Source organism: Streptomyces cucumeris (assembly GCF_024295805.1).
Lineage (GTDB): Bacteria > Actinomycetota > Actinomycetes > Streptomycetales > Streptomycetaceae > Streptomyces > Streptomyces cucumeris.
The window spans coordinates 133,563-153,406 of sequence record NZ_JANCLX010000021.1; the positions used below are offsets into that span (position 1 = coordinate 133,563).

18 protein-coding genes are annotated in these 19,844 nt (G+C 71.4%); 2 read left to right on the top strand and 16 right to left on the bottom strand.

What is annotated here, in order from left to right; all coding sequences use genetic code 11:
* Positions 1-73: 73 nt before the first annotated feature.
* Entirely contained in the window at positions 74-310 is a 237-nt protein-coding gene (locus tag NMK44_RS27345; protein ID WP_254747858.1) for a dodecin, read from the top strand.
* A 58-nt stretch (positions 311-368) separates the two neighbouring features.
* Here NMK44_RS27345 and NMK44_RS27350 read toward each other — a convergent pair whose 3' ends face one another.
* From NMK44_RS27350 to NMK44_RS27370, 5 genes are all read right to left on the bottom strand, one after another.
* Positions 369-1,439 carry a phosphatidylinositol-specific phospholipase C domain-containing protein gene (locus NMK44_RS27350; protein ID WP_254747860.1) on the bottom strand — a complete coding sequence of 357 codons (1,071 nt, stop codon included), beginning with the start codon at positions 1,437-1,439 and terminating at the stop codon, positions 369-371.
* 186 nt (positions 1,440-1,625) lie between these two features.
* Complete coding sequence (locus tag NMK44_RS27355; protein ID WP_254747862.1) at positions 1,626-3,461, bottom strand: transketolase; 1,836 nt, start codon at positions 3,459-3,461, stop codon at positions 1,626-1,628.
* Positions 3,462-3,488: 27 nt separating this feature from the next.
* Complete coding sequence (locus NMK44_RS27360) at positions 3,489-4,808, bottom strand: NAD(P)/FAD-dependent oxidoreductase (RefSeq protein ID WP_254747864.1); 1,320 nt, start codon at positions 4,806-4,808, stop codon at positions 3,489-3,491.
* A 129-nt stretch (positions 4,809-4,937) separates the two neighbouring features.
* Positions 4,938-6,158, bottom strand: coding sequence for an FAD-dependent monooxygenase (locus NMK44_RS27365; RefSeq protein ID WP_254747866.1), 1,221 nt, complete (start codon positions 6,156-6,158; stop codon positions 4,938-4,940).
* Between the two features lie 67 nt (positions 6,159-6,225).
* Positions 6,226-7,092: an Fpg/Nei family DNA glycosylase gene (locus NMK44_RS27370; protein ID WP_254747868.1), complete on the bottom strand. Its 867-nt coding sequence runs from the start codon at positions 7,090-7,092 to the stop codon at positions 6,226-6,228.
* 155 nt (positions 7,093-7,247) lie between these two features.
* Here NMK44_RS27370 and NMK44_RS27375 point away from each other — a divergent pair, with 155 nt between their 5' ends.
* A complete protein-coding gene (locus NMK44_RS27375) occupies positions 7,248-8,537 on the top strand; it encodes a catalase family protein (protein WP_308358578.1) in 1,290 nt (429 codons plus the stop codon).
* On the opposite strand, the gene ccrA is transcribed toward NMK44_RS27375, so the two are convergent.
* The 11 genes from ccrA to NMK44_RS27430 form a co-directional block, all read right to left on the bottom strand.
* The gene (ccrA, locus tag NMK44_RS27380; protein WP_254747870.1) at positions 8,482-9,855 is read right to left on the bottom strand and encodes a crotonyl-CoA carboxylase/reductase; all 1,374 of its coding nucleotides are present in this window, start codon (positions 9,853-9,855) and stop codon (positions 8,482-8,484) included. The genes NMK44_RS27375 and ccrA overlap by 56 nt on opposite strands.
* 105 nt (positions 9,856-9,960) lie before the next feature.
* Positions 9,961-11,328 carry an NDP-hexose 2,3-dehydratase family protein gene (locus tag NMK44_RS27385; RefSeq protein ID WP_254747924.1) on the bottom strand — a complete coding sequence of 456 codons (1,368 nt, stop codon included), beginning with the start codon at positions 11,326-11,328 and terminating at the stop codon, positions 9,961-9,963.
* On the bottom strand, positions 11,322-12,308 hold the full coding sequence (locus tag NMK44_RS27390) for an aldo/keto reductase (RefSeq protein WP_254747872.1): 987 nt from the start codon (positions 12,306-12,308) through the stop codon (positions 11,322-11,324). The genes NMK44_RS27385 and NMK44_RS27390 overlap by 7 nt, the downstream gene beginning before the upstream one ends.
* A complete protein-coding gene (locus NMK44_RS27395) occupies positions 12,308-13,279 on the bottom strand; it encodes an NAD-dependent epimerase/dehydratase family protein (RefSeq protein WP_254747874.1) in 972 nt (323 codons plus the stop codon). The genes NMK44_RS27390 and NMK44_RS27395 overlap by 1 nt, the downstream gene beginning before the upstream one ends.
* A gap of 103 nt (positions 13,280-13,382) precedes the next feature.
* Positions 13,383-14,057 carry a response regulator gene (locus NMK44_RS27400; RefSeq protein ID WP_254747884.1) on the bottom strand — a complete coding sequence of 225 codons (675 nt, stop codon included), beginning with the start codon at positions 14,055-14,057 and terminating at the stop codon, positions 13,383-13,385.
* A complete protein-coding gene (locus tag NMK44_RS27405; protein ID WP_254747886.1) occupies positions 14,054-15,316 on the bottom strand; it encodes a sensor histidine kinase in 1,263 nt (420 codons plus the stop codon). Before NMK44_RS27405 ends, NMK44_RS27400 begins: the two co-directional genes overlap by 4 nt.
* A 1-nt stretch (position 15,317) precedes the next feature.
* Positions 15,318-16,055: an ABC transporter permease gene (locus NMK44_RS27410; RefSeq protein WP_254747888.1), complete on the bottom strand. Its 738-nt coding sequence runs from the start codon at positions 16,053-16,055 to the stop codon at positions 15,318-15,320.
* 20 nt (positions 16,056-16,075) lie between these two features.
* Positions 16,076-16,987, bottom strand: a complete 912-nt coding sequence (locus NMK44_RS27415) for an ABC transporter ATP-binding protein (protein ID WP_254747890.1) — start codon at positions 16,985-16,987, stop codon at positions 16,076-16,078.
* Between the two features lie 149 nt (positions 16,988-17,136).
* The gene (locus NMK44_RS27420; RefSeq protein WP_254747891.1) at positions 17,137-17,733 is read right to left on the bottom strand and encodes a dTDP-4-dehydrorhamnose 3,5-epimerase family protein; all 597 of its coding nucleotides are present in this window, start codon (positions 17,731-17,733) and stop codon (positions 17,137-17,139) included.
* Positions 17,730-18,962 (bottom strand): activator-dependent family glycosyltransferase, encoded by a 1,233-nt coding sequence (locus tag NMK44_RS27425; RefSeq protein ID WP_254747893.1) that lies wholly within the window; start codon positions 18,960-18,962, stop codon positions 17,730-17,732. The genes NMK44_RS27420 and NMK44_RS27425 overlap by 4 nt, the downstream gene beginning before the upstream one ends.
* A gap of 36 nt (positions 18,963-18,998) precedes the next feature.
* Complete coding sequence (locus tag NMK44_RS27430; protein ID WP_254747895.1) at positions 18,999-19,784, bottom strand: thioesterase II family protein; 786 nt, start codon at positions 19,782-19,784, stop codon at positions 18,999-19,001.
* Positions 19,785-19,844 lie beyond the last annotated feature (60 nt).

The following is a 19,844-nucleotide window of genomic DNA, read 5'->3' on the forward strand; positions in this document are numbered from 1 at the left end:
GCTCGCGCACGGACGCGCCGTGAGGCACGGTGGGAGGAGCAATCGGACCGCCCCACGGACCGGGGAGACTGCCATGTCCCACACCTACCGGGTGACCGAGATCGTCGGCTCGTCCACCGAGAGCGTCGACGACGCGATCCGCAGCGGGATCAGCCGCGCCTCGCAGACGCTCCGCAACCTCGACTGGTTCGAGGTGGGCCAGGTCCGCGGGCATATCGAGAACGGCAGGATCGCCCACTACCAGGTGGGGCTGAAGGTCGGCTTCCGGCTGGAGGCGGCCGACGGCGGCGCGGGCGATCTGCCGGGCTGAGCACGGCCGGACCCGCGGGGCGGATCCGGCCGGTGAGCGGTGCGCCCGGGGAGCGGGTTCAGCCACGGGGCAGCACGGAGGACAGCACCGACGGCAGTGGGTACCAGTCGGCCGTCACGAAACTGGCGTGCCCGGCAGCGAGTTGGGCCACCCGTTGCTTCGCCTGCTCCTCGGTGGGGTGGGTGCCGTCGATGGCCGGGGGCACACCCTGCGCGTCGGTCATGATCAGTAGGTAGTGCCGGTCGTCGTACCAGGCGGTGTCGATCCCGCCGCCCACGTAGGTGGCGGCGTCCCCGTCGAAGAAGACGAACCAGGGGCGGATGGCCGCGTCGGCGTAGCGGGTGCGCGGATCACCGGCGGTCGCCTTGATGACCGCGGGGAAGGCGGCGGCCTGCCGCAGCTTCCCGGCGGCGGCGAGGTCGCGGAGGTGGGTGGCGTACTCGCGGTCGGTCCACAGGTGGTCGAAGGGGTTGCTCTGCTCGACCGTGCCCGGGATCAGCTCGAAGACGAACTTGCCCGCGAGCGCGGAGCGGGAGGGCCAGCCGTCGGCCCGGACCGCCTCGTCGAGGGTGGCGTGGCCGCCCGTCACATCGGCGGGGCGCAGCAGGGCGTCCCCCAGTGTGCCGCTCAGCAGGGCGTCCAGATCGGCGGGACCGCGGCCGCCCTTGCCGTTGAAACCGTCCTTCAGCTCGGTCTTGATGACGACCGGGCGGTGTCCGGGGTGGGCGTCGTGCCACGCCTTGAGGTCGGCCAGACATCCGGCCAGGCTCTGGTTGCGGGCCTTGGTGCGCAGTTCGGCCGCGGATCCGGCGCCCGCGCAGTTGTTGTCGTTGCCGAACGGATTGCTGTGCGAGACCCGCCAGCCGGAGCCGAACGCGTTGGTCCACACGTCGAGTTCCAGCAGTGCGGCACCGGAGTCGAGCGCGTCGGCGAAGTACGGGTACTTGTCCTTCTCGTACGCGTTGTGCACGCCCACCGATGTGGTGGCGGAGTAGGGCCGGTCGTCCGAGGCCCCGGCCGGACGCGCGTCCGCCGGCGCCGTCAGACACAGTGCGGCGGCCGCCGCGAGGCCCGCGCCCGTGCCCGAGCGGCGGGGCGTCTCGCCCGCTGTTCTGCCCAAGTGCGCCATCGTCCCCGCCCCTTGTCGACGTCCGGTACACAACTGGGCAGTAGCGTACGGGAGTCGCCTCGCGGGGTACGAGAGGCGGGACGCGCGCACAGCGGACGGGCCCGGGGCGCTGATGCCCCGGGCCCGTCCGCTGTGCGTGGATCATATGGAGTTGTGGGGTCGGCCCTCAGGGGCCGGGAGGCCTGGTCAGGCGGCCCCGGCGAGGTCGCGGGCGGCCGCCACGATGGCGTCCGCGTCGATCCCGGCCTCGCGAAGCTGCTCCTCGGGGGTTGCCGAGACCGGCATGTCGCGCACCGCGAGCCGGACCAGCCGGGGCACGGGACGACCGTCGGTGAAGGCGTCGAGCACCGCGCCGCCCAGTCCGCCCTCGGGGTGGTGGTCCTCCACCGTGATCAGCCGGCCGGTCGCCTCGGCGGCGGTGCGCAGCGCCCCGGCGTCCACCGGTTTGACCGAGTACAGATCGATGACCCGTACCGGGACGGACTCCTCGGCGAGCCGGTCGGCCGCCGCGAGGGCCTCGGGCACCGTGACCCCGGCCGCCACGATGGTGACGCGGTCGTTCTCGGTGGCGCGCAGCACCTTGCTGCCGCCGATCGGGAACTCCTCGGTGGACGGGTAGACGACCGGGGTCCCGCCGCGGGTGGTGCGCAGATAGCGGATGCCCGACAGCCGGGCCATGGTGGCGGTCAGGTGGGCGGTCTGGTTGGCGTCGCAGGGGTAGAGCACCGTGCTGCCGTGCACCGCCCGCAGGGCGGCCAGGTCCTCCAGGCCCATCTGGGAGGGGCCGTCCTCACCGATGGCCACCCCCGCGTGGGAGCCGACGAGGTTGAGGTCGGCACGGCTGATGGCGGCCATGCGGATGAAGTCGTAGGCACGGGTGAAGAACGCCGCGAAGGTGGAGACGTAGGGGGTCCAGCCACGGGTCTGCATCCCCACCGCCGCGGCCACCAGCTGCTGTTCGGCGATGTAGAACTCGAAGTAGCGCTCCGGGTGTTCCTTCTGGAAGTACTCCAGCCGGGTCGAGTCGCCCACCTCGCCGTCGAGCGCCACCACATCGCCGCGGGCGGTGCCCACGGCGGCCACCGCCTCCCCGAACGCGTCCCGGGTGGGGACGGTGTCACCGGGGTTGAACCGCGGCAGGCTCAGCGGGCCCTCGGAGGTCGGGCGGGTGGGGGTGACCGAGGGCGGGCCGAGCACCGGCACCGCCATGTTCCGGATCCCGCCGAGTTCGGCGATGGCCTCCTCGGGGTCCTTCAGCGGTTTGCCGTGCATGCCCTCGCGGTTCTCCACCGCGGCCACACCACGGCCCTTCTGAGTGCGGGCGATGATGGCGGTGGGACGGCCGACCGTGGACATCGCCTCGCCGTACGCCCGGTCGATCGCCGCGATGTCATGGCCGTCGATCTCGATGGTGTGCCAGTCGAAGGCGCGGATGCGGCGGGCGTAGGCGTCGAGATCCCATTCGTGGCGGGTGGGGCCGCGCTGGCCGAGCCGGTTGACGTCGATGACGGCGGTGAGGTTGTCCAGACGGTCGAACCCGGCCTGCTCGAACGCCTCCCAGGCCGATCCCTCGGCCATCTCGCTGTCACCGATGAGCACCCAGACCCGGCTGGCCACGTGGTCCAGCCGTTTGGCGCTCAGCGCCATGCCGACGCCGAAGGGCAGTCCCTGCCCCAGGGAGCCGGTGGCCACGTCCACCCAGGGCAGCCGGGGTGTGGGGTGGCCCTCCAGCCTGCTGCCGTTCTTGCGGAAGGTGAGCAGTTCCTCGTCGCTCACCGCGCCCGCAGCCTTGTAGACCGAGTACAGCAGCGGGGAGGCATGGCCCTTGGAGAAGACCAGGTGGTCATTGCCGGGGTGTTCGGGTTTCTCGAAGTCGTAGCGCAGATGGTTCCCCATGAGGACGGCCATCAGATCCGCGGCCGACATCGAGGACGTCGGATGGCCGGACCCGGCCGCCGCGGCGGCGCGCACCGAGTCCACACGGAGCTGCTGCCCGAGCTCGCCGAGCTGTTCGTGTCGCATGGTTCTCCTTCCTTCCGTGCCGGGCGGTCAGCGGCCGGGCGCCCGGGCCGTCCGGACGACCTCGGGGGACTCGGTGTCCAGCGGGACCGCCCAGGAGGGCACCACTCCGAGTTGCACCGCCTGGCGTGGCAGCACCGCGTCGAGCAGCCAGTCGGCGGCCACGCGGACGCGATTGCCGGGCATGGCCATCAGGTGGTAGCCGCGGGTGACCGCGTTGGCGAGCGGTCCGGACAGCGGGATGTGCAGCGGGTCGGCGGCCGCCTGCACCCCACCGAGGTCGACCGTGAACCCCAGGTCATGGTGTTTGTAGGGCTTGGGCGTGCCCTTGCCCAGGGAGGCCAGGGTGTTGTGGGCCGCGGTCCTCCCCTGGCGCTGGGCGTGCTGCGCGGTCATCGCGGTGACCTCGCCGGGCCGGGTCAGATCGGGCACCGCGGCGGCGTCACCGCAGGCCAGCACCTCCGGATGGCCGGGTACGGCGAGGTACTGGTCCACCTTCAGCCGACCATGTTCGGTGGCCAGCCCGAGGTTCTCCACCAGGGGGTCCGGGCGCACCCCGACGCACCAGATCAGGGAGCGGGTGTCGATGAACTCACCGTCGTCCAGCAGCACCCCCTCGGAGGTGGCCTCCTTGACGCTGGTGCCGGTGCGGACCTCGACCCCGCGTCTGCGGAGCACCCGGTCGGCGGTGCGGGACAGCCGTTCGTCCAGTCCGGGCAGGATCCGCGGGGCGACGTCGACGAGCAGCCAGCGGGGTGGTGCCGTGCCGCGCAGCGCGGTGTTCTTCCGCGCCAGCGCGTCGATGAACAGCACTCCGTGGGCAGCCACCTCGGTGCCGGTGTAACCGGCGCCGACCACCACGAAGGTGCGGCGGGCGGCGCGCTCCCGTGGATCCTCGGTGTTGCCCGCCATCTCGATCTGACGGGTCACATGGTCGCGCAGGTACAGGGCCTCGGGCATACCGCGGAAGCCGTGGGCGTGCTCGGCGACGCCCGGGATCGGCAGCAGTTTGTTGACGCTGCCGACGGAGAGGACGAGCCGGTCGTAGCTCATCTCGCCGCGGTTGCCCTCCGGGTCCTCCCAGCCGACCCGGCGGCCCGCGAGGTCGAGCGAGTGGACCTCGCCGAGCACCAGCCGGACGTGCGGCAGGGTGCCGGTGAGGGAGACCGAGACCCGTCGGGGTTCCAGCACTCCCGCGGCCACCTCGGGCAGCAGCGGGAGGTACAGGAAGTAGTCATTGGGGTTGATCAGGACGATCTCCGCCGCGTCACGCACGGTGCGGGAAAGCGTACGGGCGGCTTGGTAACCGGCGAATCCGGCACCGACGATCACGATACGTACTGGGCTCACAGGGGACTCCCGGACGTACGGAACCAGAGGGCTCCAAGTGCCCGTGCGGGCCGGGGCCAAACCCGGGTGGCGGGTGGCCCCGGCCACGGGGACAATGTCCGGCCGCCCTCCCCGGGGCGGATGCGGGCCTCAGCGGCGGTCGTGGAGCGCCGTCCGGCCGTCCACCGGCTCGTCCCAGTCGATGCGGTAGCCGGTCAGCCAGTCGGTGTCGGGGGCGGCCTGGCCCGCGCGGTCCAGCCGCCGGGGCAGGGTGGCGTCCCGCAGGGCGCGTTTGACCGGGCCGGGGGCTGTCCGGCGGGCCATACCTGCGCTGCTCCGGGCCACCTTCTCGACCCGTTCGCGCCGCAAGCCCTCGTAGGCGGCGAAGGCGGCCCGGGGGCGGCGCAGATCGCGCAGACACCGGGCCAGCACCACTCCGTCCTCGATGGCCAGGGAGGCGCCCTGTGCGGCGTTGGGGGCACAGGCGTGCGCCGCGTCCCCCACGATGACCATCCCGTCCGAGGACCAGGTGGGAGTGGAGACGAGGTCGTAGGCGCCGGTGGCGATGATGTCGTCGCCGGTGGCGCCGATGATCCCGGCGGCGGCGGTCCGGTCCTCGGCGAACAGCCCGGTGAGCCGTTCCCGCCACTGCGCGGGCGTGACGGCGGCCAGCTCCGCCGGGGACAGCTCGGGGGCCGGGGCATTGGTGAACCACCAGATCTCGCCGTCCGGGGCGGTGGTACAGCCGAAGAACGCCTGTTTCCCGAAGATCATGGTGTAGGTGTCGGGATCCGGCGCCACGGGGACGTCGCGGGCGTAGCCGCAGACGGTCTGCTGTCCGGTGTAGCGCGGCCGGGGCGAGGCGGCGTCGATGGTCCTGCGGATCAGCGAGTGGATGCCGTCGGCGCCGATGAGCACATCGGCCACGGCGCGGCCGCCGTCCGCGAAGGAGCCGACGACCGAGCCGTCGGGGCTGGTGTGGGCGGCGAGCAGCCGTTTGCCGTACTCGATGCGCACCCCGCGGCGTACCGCCTCCTCGCGCAGCGCGCCGACCAGGGTGGCGCGTTTGATGGTGCGGGACCCGATGCCGCCGTTCTGCGAACCGGACATCGGTTTGCGGCCGAGCCGTTTGCCGGTGTCGCTGATGAAGTCGACGTGGCCGGCCGCGAAGGACTGGTCCAGTACGGGTTGGTGGGCGTCGATCGTGCGCAGCGCCTCCAGGCCGTTGGCCGCGACGACGAGGAACGCACCCGTGTCCATGGCGTTCTCGGGGTACGCCTCGTGGACGACCGCGTCGATCCCGGCCTTGTGCAGGGCCATCGCGGTCACCGTGCCGGCGATTCCGCCACCGATGATCAGGGCTGTGGTCATGGCCACCATATGGCGGGCTTGATCCGCCCGGGTCAAGAGGGTGTCGTCAACTGACCGCTGCCATGCACTATTTGAGCAGTCGTGACATACGACGGTCGGCCAGTGGTTTGCCGCCGGTCTGGCAGGTGGGGCAGTACTGGAGGGAGGAGTCCTTGAAGGACACCTCCCGGACCGTGTCGCCGCACACCGGGCACGGCAGGCCGGTGCGTCCGTGCACCCGCATCCCGCTGCGCTTCTCCGCCTTGAGGTCCCCGGCGGCGAGCCCGCGGGAGCGCTCGACCGCCGAGCGCAGCGTGGTGTCCATCGCCTCGTACAGGGCGGAGATCTCCTTCTCGCCCAGGTCGGAGGCCAGCCGGTAGGGGGACATCCTGGCGGCGTGCAGGATCTCGTCCGAGTAGGCGTTGCCGATCCCGGCGATGACGCTCTGGTCGCGCAGCACGCCCTTGATCCGGTGGCGCACCCCGCGCAGCAGTCCGGCGAACGCCTCGGGGGTGAGCGAGCCGTCCAGCGGGTCCGGGCCGAGCCGGGCGACCCCCGGCACATCCCCGGGCGAGCGCACGCAGTAGACCGCGAGTCCCTTGCGGGACCCGGCCTCGGTGAGGTCGAAGCCGGAGCGCTCCGGACCGGCCAGCACCAGCCGCAGCGCCAGCGGCCCCTTGCCCGGCCGCGGCGGCGCCTCGGGCAGGCCGTCCTTCCAGCGCAGCCACCCCGCACGGGCGAGATGGACGACCAGATGGAGCCCATCGGTGTCCAGGTCCAGGAACTTCCCGTGGCGCCGCGCCGCTGTCACGGTCCGGCCCTCGAGCGCGGTCAGCGGTGGGTCGTAGGTCTTGAGCACGCTCACCGCGACAGGGAGGACACGGCCGATCTCCCGGCCGACGGCACGCTCGGCCAGGATCCCGGCGAGGGCCTCCACCTCGGGCAGTTCCGGCATGCCCCCAGTGTGCCGCAGCGGCCCGGCCCACGCGCCGCCGAGGACCGCCACCCCCGCCGCCGCTCCGGGCTGCGCCTTCGGACTCCCTCCCCTACTGTCTCTTTTCTGTTCCTTTTATCGCTTTTCTCGCGTTCATCCCGTACGGAGAGGTTCCCATGGTCGACACCGGACAGCAGGAGCGGTCCGTACGGAGTCACGGGTACGGCGCGACGGCACACCCGGCGGCGGAGCGCTACGAGGCGTACCAGGGCGGCAGCCCCGAGGCCGAACGGGTGGTCTTCGACAAGCTGGCCCGGGAGCTGGTGCGGGTGCAGCACACCCACCGGGACACCGCGGGCGCCGGACCGCTGCTGCGCACCTTCCACGCCAAGGCGGCCCTGGGCGTGGAGAACGCGCGGCTGCGGTTCCACGACGATCTGCCGTCCGAACTGTGCGTGGGGTACGCCCGGCCCGGCGCCGAGTACCCGGCCGTGGTGCGGATGTCCAACGCCGGGGGCACCGAGCGGCACGACGCCTCGCCGGATCTGCGCGGGATCGCCGTCCGGGTCCAGGCCGGACCCGAGGAGACCCACGATCTGCTGGCCACCAGCTTCCCCGTCTCGCACGCCGCCGACGCCCGTGAGTTCGTGGCGTTCGCCAAGGCCATGGCGGGCGCGACCAGCACCGTCGAGCAGGCGTTCGGACTCTTCGTACGGCTGCCGCTCTCCGTGGGCTGGGGGACCGCCGACCGGATGCGCCGCAACGTGTGGACGGCCACCCGGCACAGCGTCGGCTCACTGGCGCGGGAGACCTTCTGGAGCCGGGGCGCCATCCTGTGGGGCGGCGCGGGGCCGGTCCGCTACCAGCTGCGCCCGGCTCCCGGCGGGACGCCCGCTCCCCCGCCCGACCGCGGTGACCCCGACTACCTCCACCATGAGCTGGCGTTGCGGCTGGCCACCGGGGACGTCGCCTTCGAACTGTGCGTACAGCGCTACCGGGACGAGGGCCGCACCCCGGTCGAGGACGGTTCGGTGGAGTGGCCGGAGAGCGACGCTCCCGTCGTACCGGTCGCCCTGCTGACCCTGCCGCGGCAGGACCTGGACTCCGCCGAGGCGCGCTCCGCGGCCCGCCGCGTCGAGCAGCTGGCGTTCAACCCCTGGCACACCACCGAGGAGTTCCGGCCGCTGGGCAACCTCAACCGGGCCCGCAAGGCCGCGTACGAGGTGGCCGCAGCGCACCGTCTCGGACTGCGCTTCAGCACCCCGGAACCGGGCCACAACACCCTGCTGGGCGTACCGCTGCGCGCGGCCTTCGGGCTGGTCGACCGCTATGTGCCCTGGCACCGGCTGCCGGTCCCGCCGGGGCTGCTCGACCTGGTGGCGCTCCGGCGGACCCTGCGCCGGTTCCACCTCATCGACCCCGAGGTCCCGGAGACCCCGCCGCGGCCGGCCGGCGGAAGCGGTTGATCGACGGCAGATGGCGTTCGCGCAGTGCGTGGTCGCGTACGCCCAGCCCCTCCTCGGGCGCCAGGCACAGCACACCGACCTTGCCCGAGTGGCGGTTGCGGTGGACGTCCTGGGTGGCCAGACCGACCGCGTCCAGCGGATAGACCGTGGACAGCGTCGGATGGATCATCCCCTTCTCGATCAGGCGGTTGGCCGCCCATGCCTCGCGGTAGTTGGCGAAGTGGGTGCCGACGATGCGCTTGAGACCCATCCACAGATAGCGGTTGTCGTACTCGTGGCGGTAGCCGGAGGTGGCGGCGCAGGTCACCACGGTGCCGCCGCGGCGCGCCACGTAGACACTGGCCCCGAAGGTCTCCCGGCCGGGGTGCTCCACCACGATGTCCGGGTCGTCACCGCCGGTCAGTTCGCGGATCCGGGCGCCGAACCGCTTCCACTCCCGGGGGTCCGGGGTGGCCGGGTCCTTCCAGAAGCGATAGCCCTCCTCGGCCCGGTCGATCACCAGTTCCGCCCCCATGGAACGGGCCAGTGCGGCCTTGTGCTCGCCCGAGACCACGCACACCGGTATCGCCCCGCCGTTGACGGCGAGCTGGGTGGCGTAGGAGCCGACACCACCGGCCGCGCCCCAGATGAGCGCCACATCGCCCTGTTTCATCTGGGCGCCGTTGCGGGAGACAAGCTGCCGGTAGGCGGTGGAGTTGACCAGCCCGGAGGAGGCGGCCTCCTCCCAGGTGAGGTGCTCCGGCTTCGGCATCAGCTGATTGGCCTTGACCAGGGAGAGTTCGGCCAGACCGCCGAAGTTGGTCTCGAACCCCCAGATGCGCTGTTCGGGGTCGAGCATGGTGTCGTCGTGGCCGTCCGGCGACTGGAGTTCGATGGACAGGCAGTGGGCCACCACCCGGTCGCCCGGCTTCCAGCGGCGCACACCGGGGCCGGTGCGCAGCACGATGCCGGACAGATCGGAGCCGAGGACGTGGTAGGGCTGGTGGTGGCGGGCGGCCTGGGGGTCGTCGGACCGTGCGTAGCGCTCCAGGAAGCCGAAGGTGGGCATCGGTTCGAAGATGGAGCTCCAGACGGTGTTGTAGTTGATCGCGCTGGCCATCACCGCGATCACCGCCTCGCCCGGCCCGGGTTCGGGGGTCGGCACCTGATGGATGTGCAGGGACTTCTGGGGGTCCTTGTCCGAGGTGGCCATTCCCTGGAACATCTCGGATTCCTCCTGGAGGACCACCGCGCCCCGATAGGAATCCGGAATCTCCACGGCGGAGAAATCCCCGCCCTCCGCGTCCTCGGCCAGCGCGGCGCTGATGATCTCCTGCATGACATGTCCTCCGATGTACCGCTCCGGGGTGCCCGATGCATTGGGAGGCTAGGGCAGCGCACGTGTCCGAATAACCCCTAGACCGGGCACCCCTGAAAAGAGCCCCTAATTCGCGAGGACGCTGTGCAGACAGGCCATGAGGGTGCGGGCCTCCACATTGAGGTAATGGCTGTGGGGTATCAGCTCCAGCAGTTGGTGGAGTGACATCCAGCGGAAGTCCGGATCGTCGGGCGGGACGATGTCCATGGCGGACTCCACCACCAGATAGCGGTTGAAGGCGTGGTAGAAACGCCCGCCCTCCTCGGAGAGCACGGTGTCGAACCGCACCCGCTCCGGCGGGGCTCCCGTCACCTCGTCCAGGAAGCGCTGCGCGGCCGCTCCGGGCAGTTGTGCGTAGTTGCGCGGGGTGCACTGCACGGTGGGGGCCAGCTCCACCACATCCGTGTAGCCGGGTTCGGCACGGGCCTGCACCAGGACGTGCGGCACCCCGCCCGGACAGGCCAGCAGGAAGGCGGCCACCCCCGGGCCGTGCGGCTCGATCATGGGCTGGGTCCAGCCGCCCACCTCACGGCCGCCGGCCCGGACGTCCACGGCCATGACGCTGAAGTAGCGGCCGCTCTCATGGGAGATCCGCCCCTCGGTGCGGTGCCAGCGGTCCGTCGCGCGCAGCGGGATCCGCTCGGTCACCACCTCGCGGTCACTGCGCAGTCCGGTGATCCAGCTGAGGATGTCGGCGGAGCGGTGGACACTCCCCCGCTCCCCGGACCGGCCGCCCCCGGGCATCGCCGGCAGACCGGCCAGGACGCTGCGGGCGTCCATGTTCACCAGGTCCTCCTCGGCCAGCAGCCGGTGCAGCTGGCCGAGGGTCAGCCAGTGGAACCCGTCCCGCACCTCGACGTCCTCGTCGGCGGCGACCTCGACGAGCATGTTGCGGTTGCGCTTGCGGAAGAACCAGGTGCCCTGTTCCGACTGGCGGACATCGGCGAGCACCCGGTGGCGGTCCGGGCGCCGGAAGTACTCGACGTACGGCACCGCCCGGCCGCGGTGCACCCGGGTGTAGTTGCTGCGGGTGGCCTGGACGGTGGGCGAGAGCTGGAGCCCGCCGTGGTTGCCCGGCTCCATCTTCGCCTGCATCAGGAAGTGCGGTACCCCGCCGAAGTCCTTGACGAGGATGCCGAGGATGCCGATCTCGGGCTGGTGGAGGATCGGCTGGGTCCACCGCTCCACCGGGGCGCCGGGCATCCGTACCCGCAGTCCCTCGACGCTGAAGAACCGGCCGGTCTCATGGACCAGGTTGTGGGTGTCCGCCGCGAAGCTCCAGCCGCGCAGTTCCGCGAACGGGATGACCTCGACCCGGGAGGTGTCGGCCGCGGCGCGTTCGCGGAACCAGTGCCGGACGTCGGACAGCCGGCCGGCCGGACCGTCCACGGCGGCCGCGGACCGGACCAGCCGCTCCCCGAGCGCGGTCACCATGCCCATGCCTCCGGTCCCGGGCCGCCGTTGCCGATCGGCGGGAACAGCGTGTCGAGTTCGGCGAGCACCTCGTCGGGGAGGGTGAGTTCCAGGGCCCGGAAGGCTCCTTCGAGCTGGTCCAGGCTGCGCGGCCCGATGACCGGCGCGGTGATCCCCGGGCGCTGCATCACCCAGGCGAGCCCCACCTGTGCGGGGTCGGTGCCCAGCTCGGCGCAGAGCTTCTCGTAGCCGGTGACGGCCGCGCGGTGCCGCTCCAGCGCCTCGGCGGCACGGCCCTGGGCGGTCTTCATGGCCGTGCCCTCGGCCAGTTTGCGCAGCGCCCCGCCGAGGAGACCGCCGTGCAGCGGTGACCAGGCCAGCACCCCGACCCCGTAAGCCTGGGCGGCGGGGATCAGCTCCAGTTCGATATGGCGGGTGACCAGGTTGTAGACGCTCTGCTCGGAGACGATGCCGAGGAAGTGGCGCCGGGTGGCGGCCTCCTGGGCCTCGGCGATGTGCCAGCCCGCGAAGTTGGAGGAACCGACGTAGCGCACCTTGCCCTGCCGGGTCAGCGTCTCCATCGCCTGCCACACCTCCTCCCAGGGCGCGTGGCGGTCGATGTGGTGCATCTGGAACAGGTCGATCCAGTCGGTGCGCAGTCTGCGCAGCGAGTCCTCGCACGAGGCGATGATGTGGCGGGCGGACAGCCCCGAGTCATTGGGCCGGTCGCTCATCGGGTTGAAGACCTTGGTGCCCAGCACGGTCTTCTCTCGGCGTCCGCCGCCCCGTGCGAACCAGCTGCCGAGGAACTCCTCGGTGTAGCCCTTGTGCTTCTGCCAGCCGTACTGGTTGGCGGTGTCCACGAAGTTGACCCCGCGCTCCAGGGCGGTGTCCAGGATGGCGTGGCTCTCCTCGTCGCTCGCCCGGACCCCGAGGTTCAGGGTGCCCAGACAGACCCGGCTCACCTGGAGGGCCGTGCGGCCGAGATGGGTGTACTGCATCAGTGTCCTTCGGTACGGGCCGCCGCGGCGGCCGGGCGACGCGTGGCGGAGGCCGCCCACAGGTCGTGGAGGGATTCCTTCAGGGGCACCTTCGGGGTCCAGCCCAGCAGGGCGCGCGCGAGGGAGATGTCGGCCTGGGTCCAGTGGCCGCCCTTGCTGCGCACCGGGGCGTCCTCCTCGCGCACCAGGCGCGGGGGCACCCGCGAGGCGGAGATCAGCAGTCCGGCCAGTTCACGCATCCCGGTGGCGGCGCCCTGTCCGATGTTGATGACACGGCCGGTGACCGGCGCCGCGGCGGCGAGCGCCACGGCGTCGGCGACATCGCGTACATCGATGAAGTCCCGCTGGTCGTCGACGAGGGTGAGGGTGAACGGGGTGTCCGCACCGGCCTCACCTGCCTCCCGCAGCCGGGCGGCGAGCCGGCCGAGGAAGCTGCCGTACGGGGTGCCGGGGCCGCAGACGTTGGTCACCCGGAGCACACAGCCGTCCACCCGCCCGGCGTCCGCAGAGCCCAGCACGATCCGACTGCCGACCAGTTTGGTGCGGGCGTAGGGGGTGAGGGGGGCGGTCGGGTGGTCCTCGGTGATGGCCATGCCGTCGGGGACCGGGCCGTACTCGTGGACGGAGCCCAGGTGCACCAGCCGCGGCCGCCGGGGAAGCGTGGCAAGGGCGCTCACCAGCTGGTCGACCAGCGGGATGTGCGAGGCCGTCATCCGTGCCTCGTCGCCCTCCCAGCTGTCGCCGGCGGCGTTGACGACGAGGTCGGCGGAGCCCACGGCGGCGGCGATGTCGGCGATCGGCGCGGCCACCGCGTCGAGTGCCAGGAATCCGACTCCGGGAATCGCTTCAGCGGGCTTTCTCGCCATTGCCAGGACGTCATATTCCTGTCGGGCGAGAGCCCGGCAGATATGCCGCCCGATGAATCCGGTGCCGCCGACGACGACGGCCCGCTGATTGCACGAAAGGGCCATATCGCCAACCGTATGGGCGCCGCTCCGCGGACAACACCCCTACCCTGGCCCACCCCTATCCGGCACCCCTACCCCGGGACCGCGGAATGGCTTTCCTGCTTTCCTAGCCGAACAGATGGCGTTTATGGGCCTCGCTGACGGCCGCCGCCCGGTCCTTCACCCCGAGTTTCTCGTAGACATGGAGCAGATGTGTCTTGACGGTCGCCTGGCTGATGAACAGCGCGGCGGCGGCCTGGCGGTTGGTGGCGCCGTCGGCGATGAGTTTCAGCACTTCGAGTTCGCGGTCGCTCAACGGGCCCTGGGTGGGCTTGCGCACCTGGCCCAGCACCCGTCCGGTGACGGCCGGGGACAGCACGGACTGGCCCGCGGCGGCGGACCGCACGGCGCGGGTCAGCTCCTCGCGCGGGGTGTCCTTGAGGAGGTAGCCGGTGGCCCCGGCGGCCAGCGCGCCCATGACGTCGCTGTCGGTGTCATAGGTGGTCAGCACCAGGATGCGGGCCTCCGGATCCTGGCCGAGCAGCCACTTGATGGCCTCCACCCCTCCCATCCGGGGCATCCGCAGGTCCATCAGCACCACATCGGCCGGGGCCGCGCGGTACAGCTCGACGGCCTCGGCACCGTCCCCCGCCTCCCCGGTGACGGTGAAGTCCGGGTCGCGCTCCAGCACACCGCGCAGCCCGTCGCGGACCACGGGGTGGTCGTCGACGATGAGGATGCGGATGGGGTCGCGGACGGGGTCGGCCGGGGCACTGGGCACGCTGTGACGGTTTCCGCTCATTCACCGGCTTCCAGGGGGATGACGGGGACGGCCGCGCTGATGGCGGTGCCCTCGCCGCGGGCGCTTTCGATGTCCAACGTACCGGCGACCCGGCGCAGCCGGCGGCGCATCGCGACCAGACCGAGGCCCTGGCCGCCGGAGCGGCCCGCCTCGGCGGCGGCCGAGGCGGGGTCGAAGCCGACACCGTCGTCGAGGACGTCCAGGACCACGAGGTCGTCCATGTAGGACAGGGTGATGCCCACCTTCGACGCCTCGGCGTGTTTGGCGATGTTGGTGAGCGCCTCCTGCGCCACCCGGTACAAGGTGGCCTCCAGTTCGGCGTGCAGGGCCGCGGCGGTGCCGGTGGTCTCGAATCCCACGCTCAGATCGCGCTCGCGGGACCAGCCCTCGGCCAGCGCCTCCAGGGCATCGGGCAGGGTCCGCGACTCCAGTTGTTCGGGGCGCAGCGCCTGCACCGAACGGCGCGCCTCGGCCAGGGACTCCCTCGCCAGCTCCTTGGCCGCGACCACATGGCGCCGCCACCGCTCGCGGTCGGCCTCGGCGTCCTCGGCGGCCTCGAGCTGACGGATGATCCCGGCCAGCCCCTGGGCGAGGGTGTCATGGATCTCCCCCGCCATCCGCTGGCGTTCGTCGTGCACCCCGGCCTCCCGTGCCTGGGTGATGAGCTGGGCGTGCAGTCCGGCGTTCTCGGCGAGCGCGGACCGCAGTTCGGCCACGGTGCGTTTGCGCCGCTGATGCTGCTGGTTCAGCCGGCTCGACAGGAGGTTGATCCAGCCGATCACCACGGTCTGGAAGGCGATGGTGGCGAGATAGCCCACGATCGCGGTGGTGGAGGGCTCGGGGAAACCGTCGGGGACGGTGTTGACGACGAACGAGGTGGCCGCCACACAGACGAACGCCCACACCGTGGGCAGCAGCACCAGGGCCTGGAGGAAGCCGGTGGCGGCGAACAGCATGAACACCGGGTCGCGGGCCATCAGCACGGCGGCGACGGCGAGCAGCCCGGCGAAGTACCCGGCCGTGCGCACCGTGCCGTACGCCTGGCGGCTGCGCCGTCCGGTCGGGAGGGTGTAGGTGCCCAGGATCCAGGCGGCGGCCACCGCGACCAGACCGAGCGTGGTCAGCCGGTCCCGGTCCGGCTGCCCGCCGTGGAGCAGGCTCAGCCCGGTGGACAGCAGCAGGAGGAGGTAGGGCAGCCCCCCGAACAGGATGTCGGAGTGCCGCTCCCACCGTCCGCCGTCGTCCTTGGCCGCGCTCACCTCACTCCCAGCGGAAGAGCTTGGCCGCCGCCACGGTGGCGGCCACGGCGATCACGCCGAGGACGGACAGGTGCAGGTTCTCCGGCCACTGCCCCTCCCAGGAGTCGCGCAGCGCCTGGAGCGCGGCGCCGAGCGGGGTGTAGTCACCGATGGTGGCGACCGTCCCGGGCAGGTCCTCCTTGGGCAGGAACGCCCCGCCGAAGAACAGGCTCGGGAAGAGCAGGGAGAGACCCATCGCGGTGGCCGACTTGCTGCTGGGCGCCACGGCGGCCACCACCAGGCCGACGGAGAACAGCGCCCAGGTGCCGAGGACGAAGCTGATCAGGAACGCGGGGATGTCACCCGGCAGATCGGTGTCGAACGCGGCGGTGCCGACGGCGATGACCAGCACCGCGGAGACGGCCGCGGTGACCAGGTTGATGACCAGCTGGGCCACCAGGAGATTGCCGGGGTGGACGGGACTGGCGGCCATGCGCCGCAGGATGCCCTTCTCCCGGTAGGTGGCCAGGGTGGTCGGCAGCAGGTTCAGGGCGAGCATGGTCAGACACAGCGACATGGCCATCGCGGGGACGAAGGCGGCCATGGACGCCTTGGTGGCGGCGTCGTCGTCCGATTTGGTGGTGACGAAGTGAAAGATCGTCAGCAGCATGATGGGGAGCGCGATCACGAAGAACACCGCGGTGGGATCGCGCAGGAACAGCTTGCTCTCGACGAAGGTGAGCTTGGTGCGCCCGGACATGGGAACGGATCTCCTCGGGTTCAGTGGGCGGCGGGCTGGGCGCCGGTCAGGGCGACGAAGGCGTCATCGAGACTGGCCTGTTCCAGGCGCAGTTCGTTCGCCACGATCTGATTGCGGGCCAGGACGGAGATGACCGCGTAGACCACGTTGCCCTTGCCGGTCACCGTCACCTGGGAGCGGGACCGGCTGACGCTGTCCACCTCCGGCAGTGCGGTCAGCAGGGCGTCGTCGAGCGGCACCGAGGGCTTGAACCGGATGATCTGCTGCTCATTGACCCGGGAGACCAGTCCGGAGGGCGTGTCGAGGGCGACCACCCGGCCGGATTCGATGATGGCGATCCGGTCGCAGAGCCGCTCGGCCTCCTCCATGAAGTGGGTGACCAGCAGGACGGTGACGTCCTGGGCGCGGACCTTCTCGATCAGCTTCCAGGTCTCGCGGCGGGCGTGCGGATCCAGCGCCGTGGTCAGCTCGTCGAAGACGGCGATCCTGGGGTTGCCGACGAGGGCGAGGGCGATGGACAGCCGCTGCTGCTGGCCGCCGGAGAGCGAGCCGTAGGCGGCGTCGGCCTTGGCCGACAGCCCCCAGTCCTTGATGAGCCGGCGCCAGTCGGCGGGATCGCGGTAGAAGGTGCTGTACAGCTCCAGCGCCTCCCACACCCTCATCTTGGGCGGCAGTTCGCTCTGCTGGAGCTGGATCCCGATGGACTCGCGGAGCTCCGCCACGTCCTTCAGGGGGTCCAGGCCCATCACGGAGATCCGTCCGCCGTCCCGTTTGCGCATGCCCTCGACGCACTCCACGGCGGTGGTCTTGCCCGCGCCGTTGGGGCCGAGGATGCCGAAGATCTCGCCCTCCTCGACGGAGAAGGACACATCCTGTACGGCGACGTGGTTGCGGTATTCCTTGCGCAGGTTCTCTACCTCGATCAGCGGCATCGGCCCGCGTCCTCCTCGCTCGGTTCCCTCACCCTTCCACCGTAGGAAGCGGATGCCCGCTGTGGATCGGCCCATTGGCTGCCCGCCGGGCTGATCCTCCCTCCACCGACCGGCTGATGCGGGGCATCAACCGATCGGTGGATACGGATTCAGCCACCCCGGTGGTGTACCGCCCGGCAGGCCGCGTAGGACGGCAGCAGTCCGGCGCGTTCGGCCTCGGCCAGCGAGGGGGCGTTCCGGTCGCGTGCGGAGACCAGGTGCTCCATATCGTCGGGCCAGGGCAGGCCGAGCGCCGGATCGAAGGGGTTGATCTCGTGCTCGGCGGCCGGGTCGTACTCCTCGGAGTTCAGATAGGCGGCCACCGTGGTGTCCTCGAGCGCGACGAACGCGTGGCCGAGCCCCTCCTCCAGGTAGACCGCCCGGCAGGACACCGGGTCCAGCCGCACACTGTCCCAGCGGCCGAAGGTGGGTGAGCCGGTGCGCAGGTCCACCACCACATCGAGCAGCGCGCCACCGGTGCAGGTGACCACCTTGGCCTGGCCGGGCGGTACGTCCGCGTAGTGGATCCCGCGGACGGCGCCGCGCCGGGAGACGCTGTGGTGGTTCTGGCCCAGCCGCAGCGGGTGGCCGATGGCCGCGGTGAACGCGGAGGCCACATAGTGCGCGACGAACGTGCCGCGGTCGTCGCGGTGGACGTCCGGGGTGATCTCCCAGGCGCCGGGCACCGCCAGCTCACGGACCTTCACCGGCGGCGCTCCGCGGTGAGCCGCTCCAGCACCGGAACCAGGTCGTGCGGGGTGGGTTCGGCCAGGTTCTCCTCGCGCAGCCGCTCGGCGGCCTTGCTGAAGGAGTCCTCCGCCACCAGCCGGGTCACGCTCTCCCGCAGCCGCTCGGCGGTCAGTTCGGAGGCGTGCACGGCGAGCCCGGCCCCCGCCTCCTCCAGGCTGGTGGCCTTGTTCCACCAGTCGGCGTACCGGATGGTGGGGATGAACTGCGGTACGGCGTTGGCCAGTGCGGTGCCCCATGAGCCGAAGCCACCGTGGTGGATGAGGACCGAGGCACCGGGCAGCAGGGCGTGCAGCGGTACGAAGTCCACCAGGCGGGTGTTGTCCGGGACGCTCTCCAGGGCCTCGACCTCCTCCGGCGGCACCGCGGCCACCACCTCGACGTCCATCTCCCCCAGAGTGCGGATCATGTCGGCGAGCGGCATGAAGGTGCCGCCCAGCGCCGCGCGGGCGGACACCCCCGAAGTGAGGACGACGCGGGGGCGGGCGGGGGGCTCGCTCACCCAGGAGGGGATCTCCGAGGGTCCGTTGTAGGGCAGATAGCGCACCGGGACGCGGTCGACGCTCAGCGGGAGCTGGAGGCTGCCCGGGATCTGGTCGATGGTCCACTGACCGACCACGTCCTCCTCGTCGAAGGTGTGGCCGTAGCGGCCGAGGATGCCACCGAGCCAGTCGGCGAGCGGGTCCTCACGGCGCTCCTCGGGCTGTTCCGCGAGCCGTTCGAGAAACACCTGACGCATCGCGGAGTAGATGTCGATGCACCACAGCAGCCGCGCGTGGGCGGCGCCGGACACCTTGGCCGCCACCGGTCCCGCGTAGGTGACCGGATCCCAGATGACCAGGTCCGGCTTCCAGTCCTGGGCGTACGCCACCAGTTCATGGACCATGCAGTCGTTGTAGGTCTGGTAGGCGAACATCACGCTGACCTTGAACTTCATCAGCACCTGTTCCCAGGAGTGCTGTGCCGGGTCCGGATCGGACCAGTCGGACAGCGGGTTCTCCAGGGAGTCCCGGTTCTGGGTCAGCATCTCGTGCAGATTGTGGTCCTTGCCGACGGAGACGGCGGGCAGACCGGTGCTCTTGATCGCCTCGGTGAGGGCGGGGTTGCTGGCGACCCGTACCTCATGGCCCGCGGCCGCCAGGGACCAGGCGAGCGGCACCATGGTGTACAGGTGCGACTTCTCGGACACCGTCGCAAAAAGGATACGCATCGTCGGTTTTCTCTCTCAGTCGGTAAGTTGACCGCCGCGGGCGGGGTACGTCCGCAGGGTGTCCGCGATGACCCCGGCCACCGCCGCTTTCTGCTCCCCGAGGTAGAAGTGGCCACCGGGGAAGACCTCGAGCCGGAAGGAGCCGGAGGTGTGCTCCTGCCAGCTCGCCACCTCCTCCACCGCGACCCGGTTGTCGCTGTCGCCGATCAGCCCGACGATGTCGCAGGCCAGCCGGGGCCCGGGCCGGTACTCATAGGTCTCGGCCGCCTTGTAGTCGCTGCGGATGGACGGCAGGGCCAGTTGGAGCAGTTCGGCGTCGCCGAGGATCCGGGCGTCGGTGCCGCTGACGAGCTGGAGCTCGGAGATGATTCCGGCGTCGTCGAGCCGGTGGATGTCCCGGCTGCGGTGGCGTGAGGGAGCGGGCCGGCCCGAGGCGAACAGCGCCACGGGCACCGTGTCCAGCTCCGTTTCCAGCAGCCGGGCCAGTTCGAACCCCACGCTCGCGCCCATGCTGTGGCCGAACAGGGCCAACGGCCGTTCGGCGGCGAGCGGCCGAAGTGCCGTGAAGACCTCGCGCGCCATCTCATGGACGCTCTCGATATGCGGGTCGTGCCGCCGGTCCTGCCGCCCGGGGTACTGGACGGCCAGGGCCTCCACACCCGGCGGCAGGAGCTCCGAGAGCGGGAACCAGAAGCTGGCGGCCCCTCCGGCGTGCGGCAGGCAGACCAGGCTGACCTCGGCATCCGGACTGGGGTGGAACCGGCGGAACCACAGGCTCTCATCGGTAGCGGGCAACGCCATGGTGGTCGGTGTTCCTTTCGCGATGCGTAGCGGTGCGTACGGAGCGGGGCACGGCGGTGC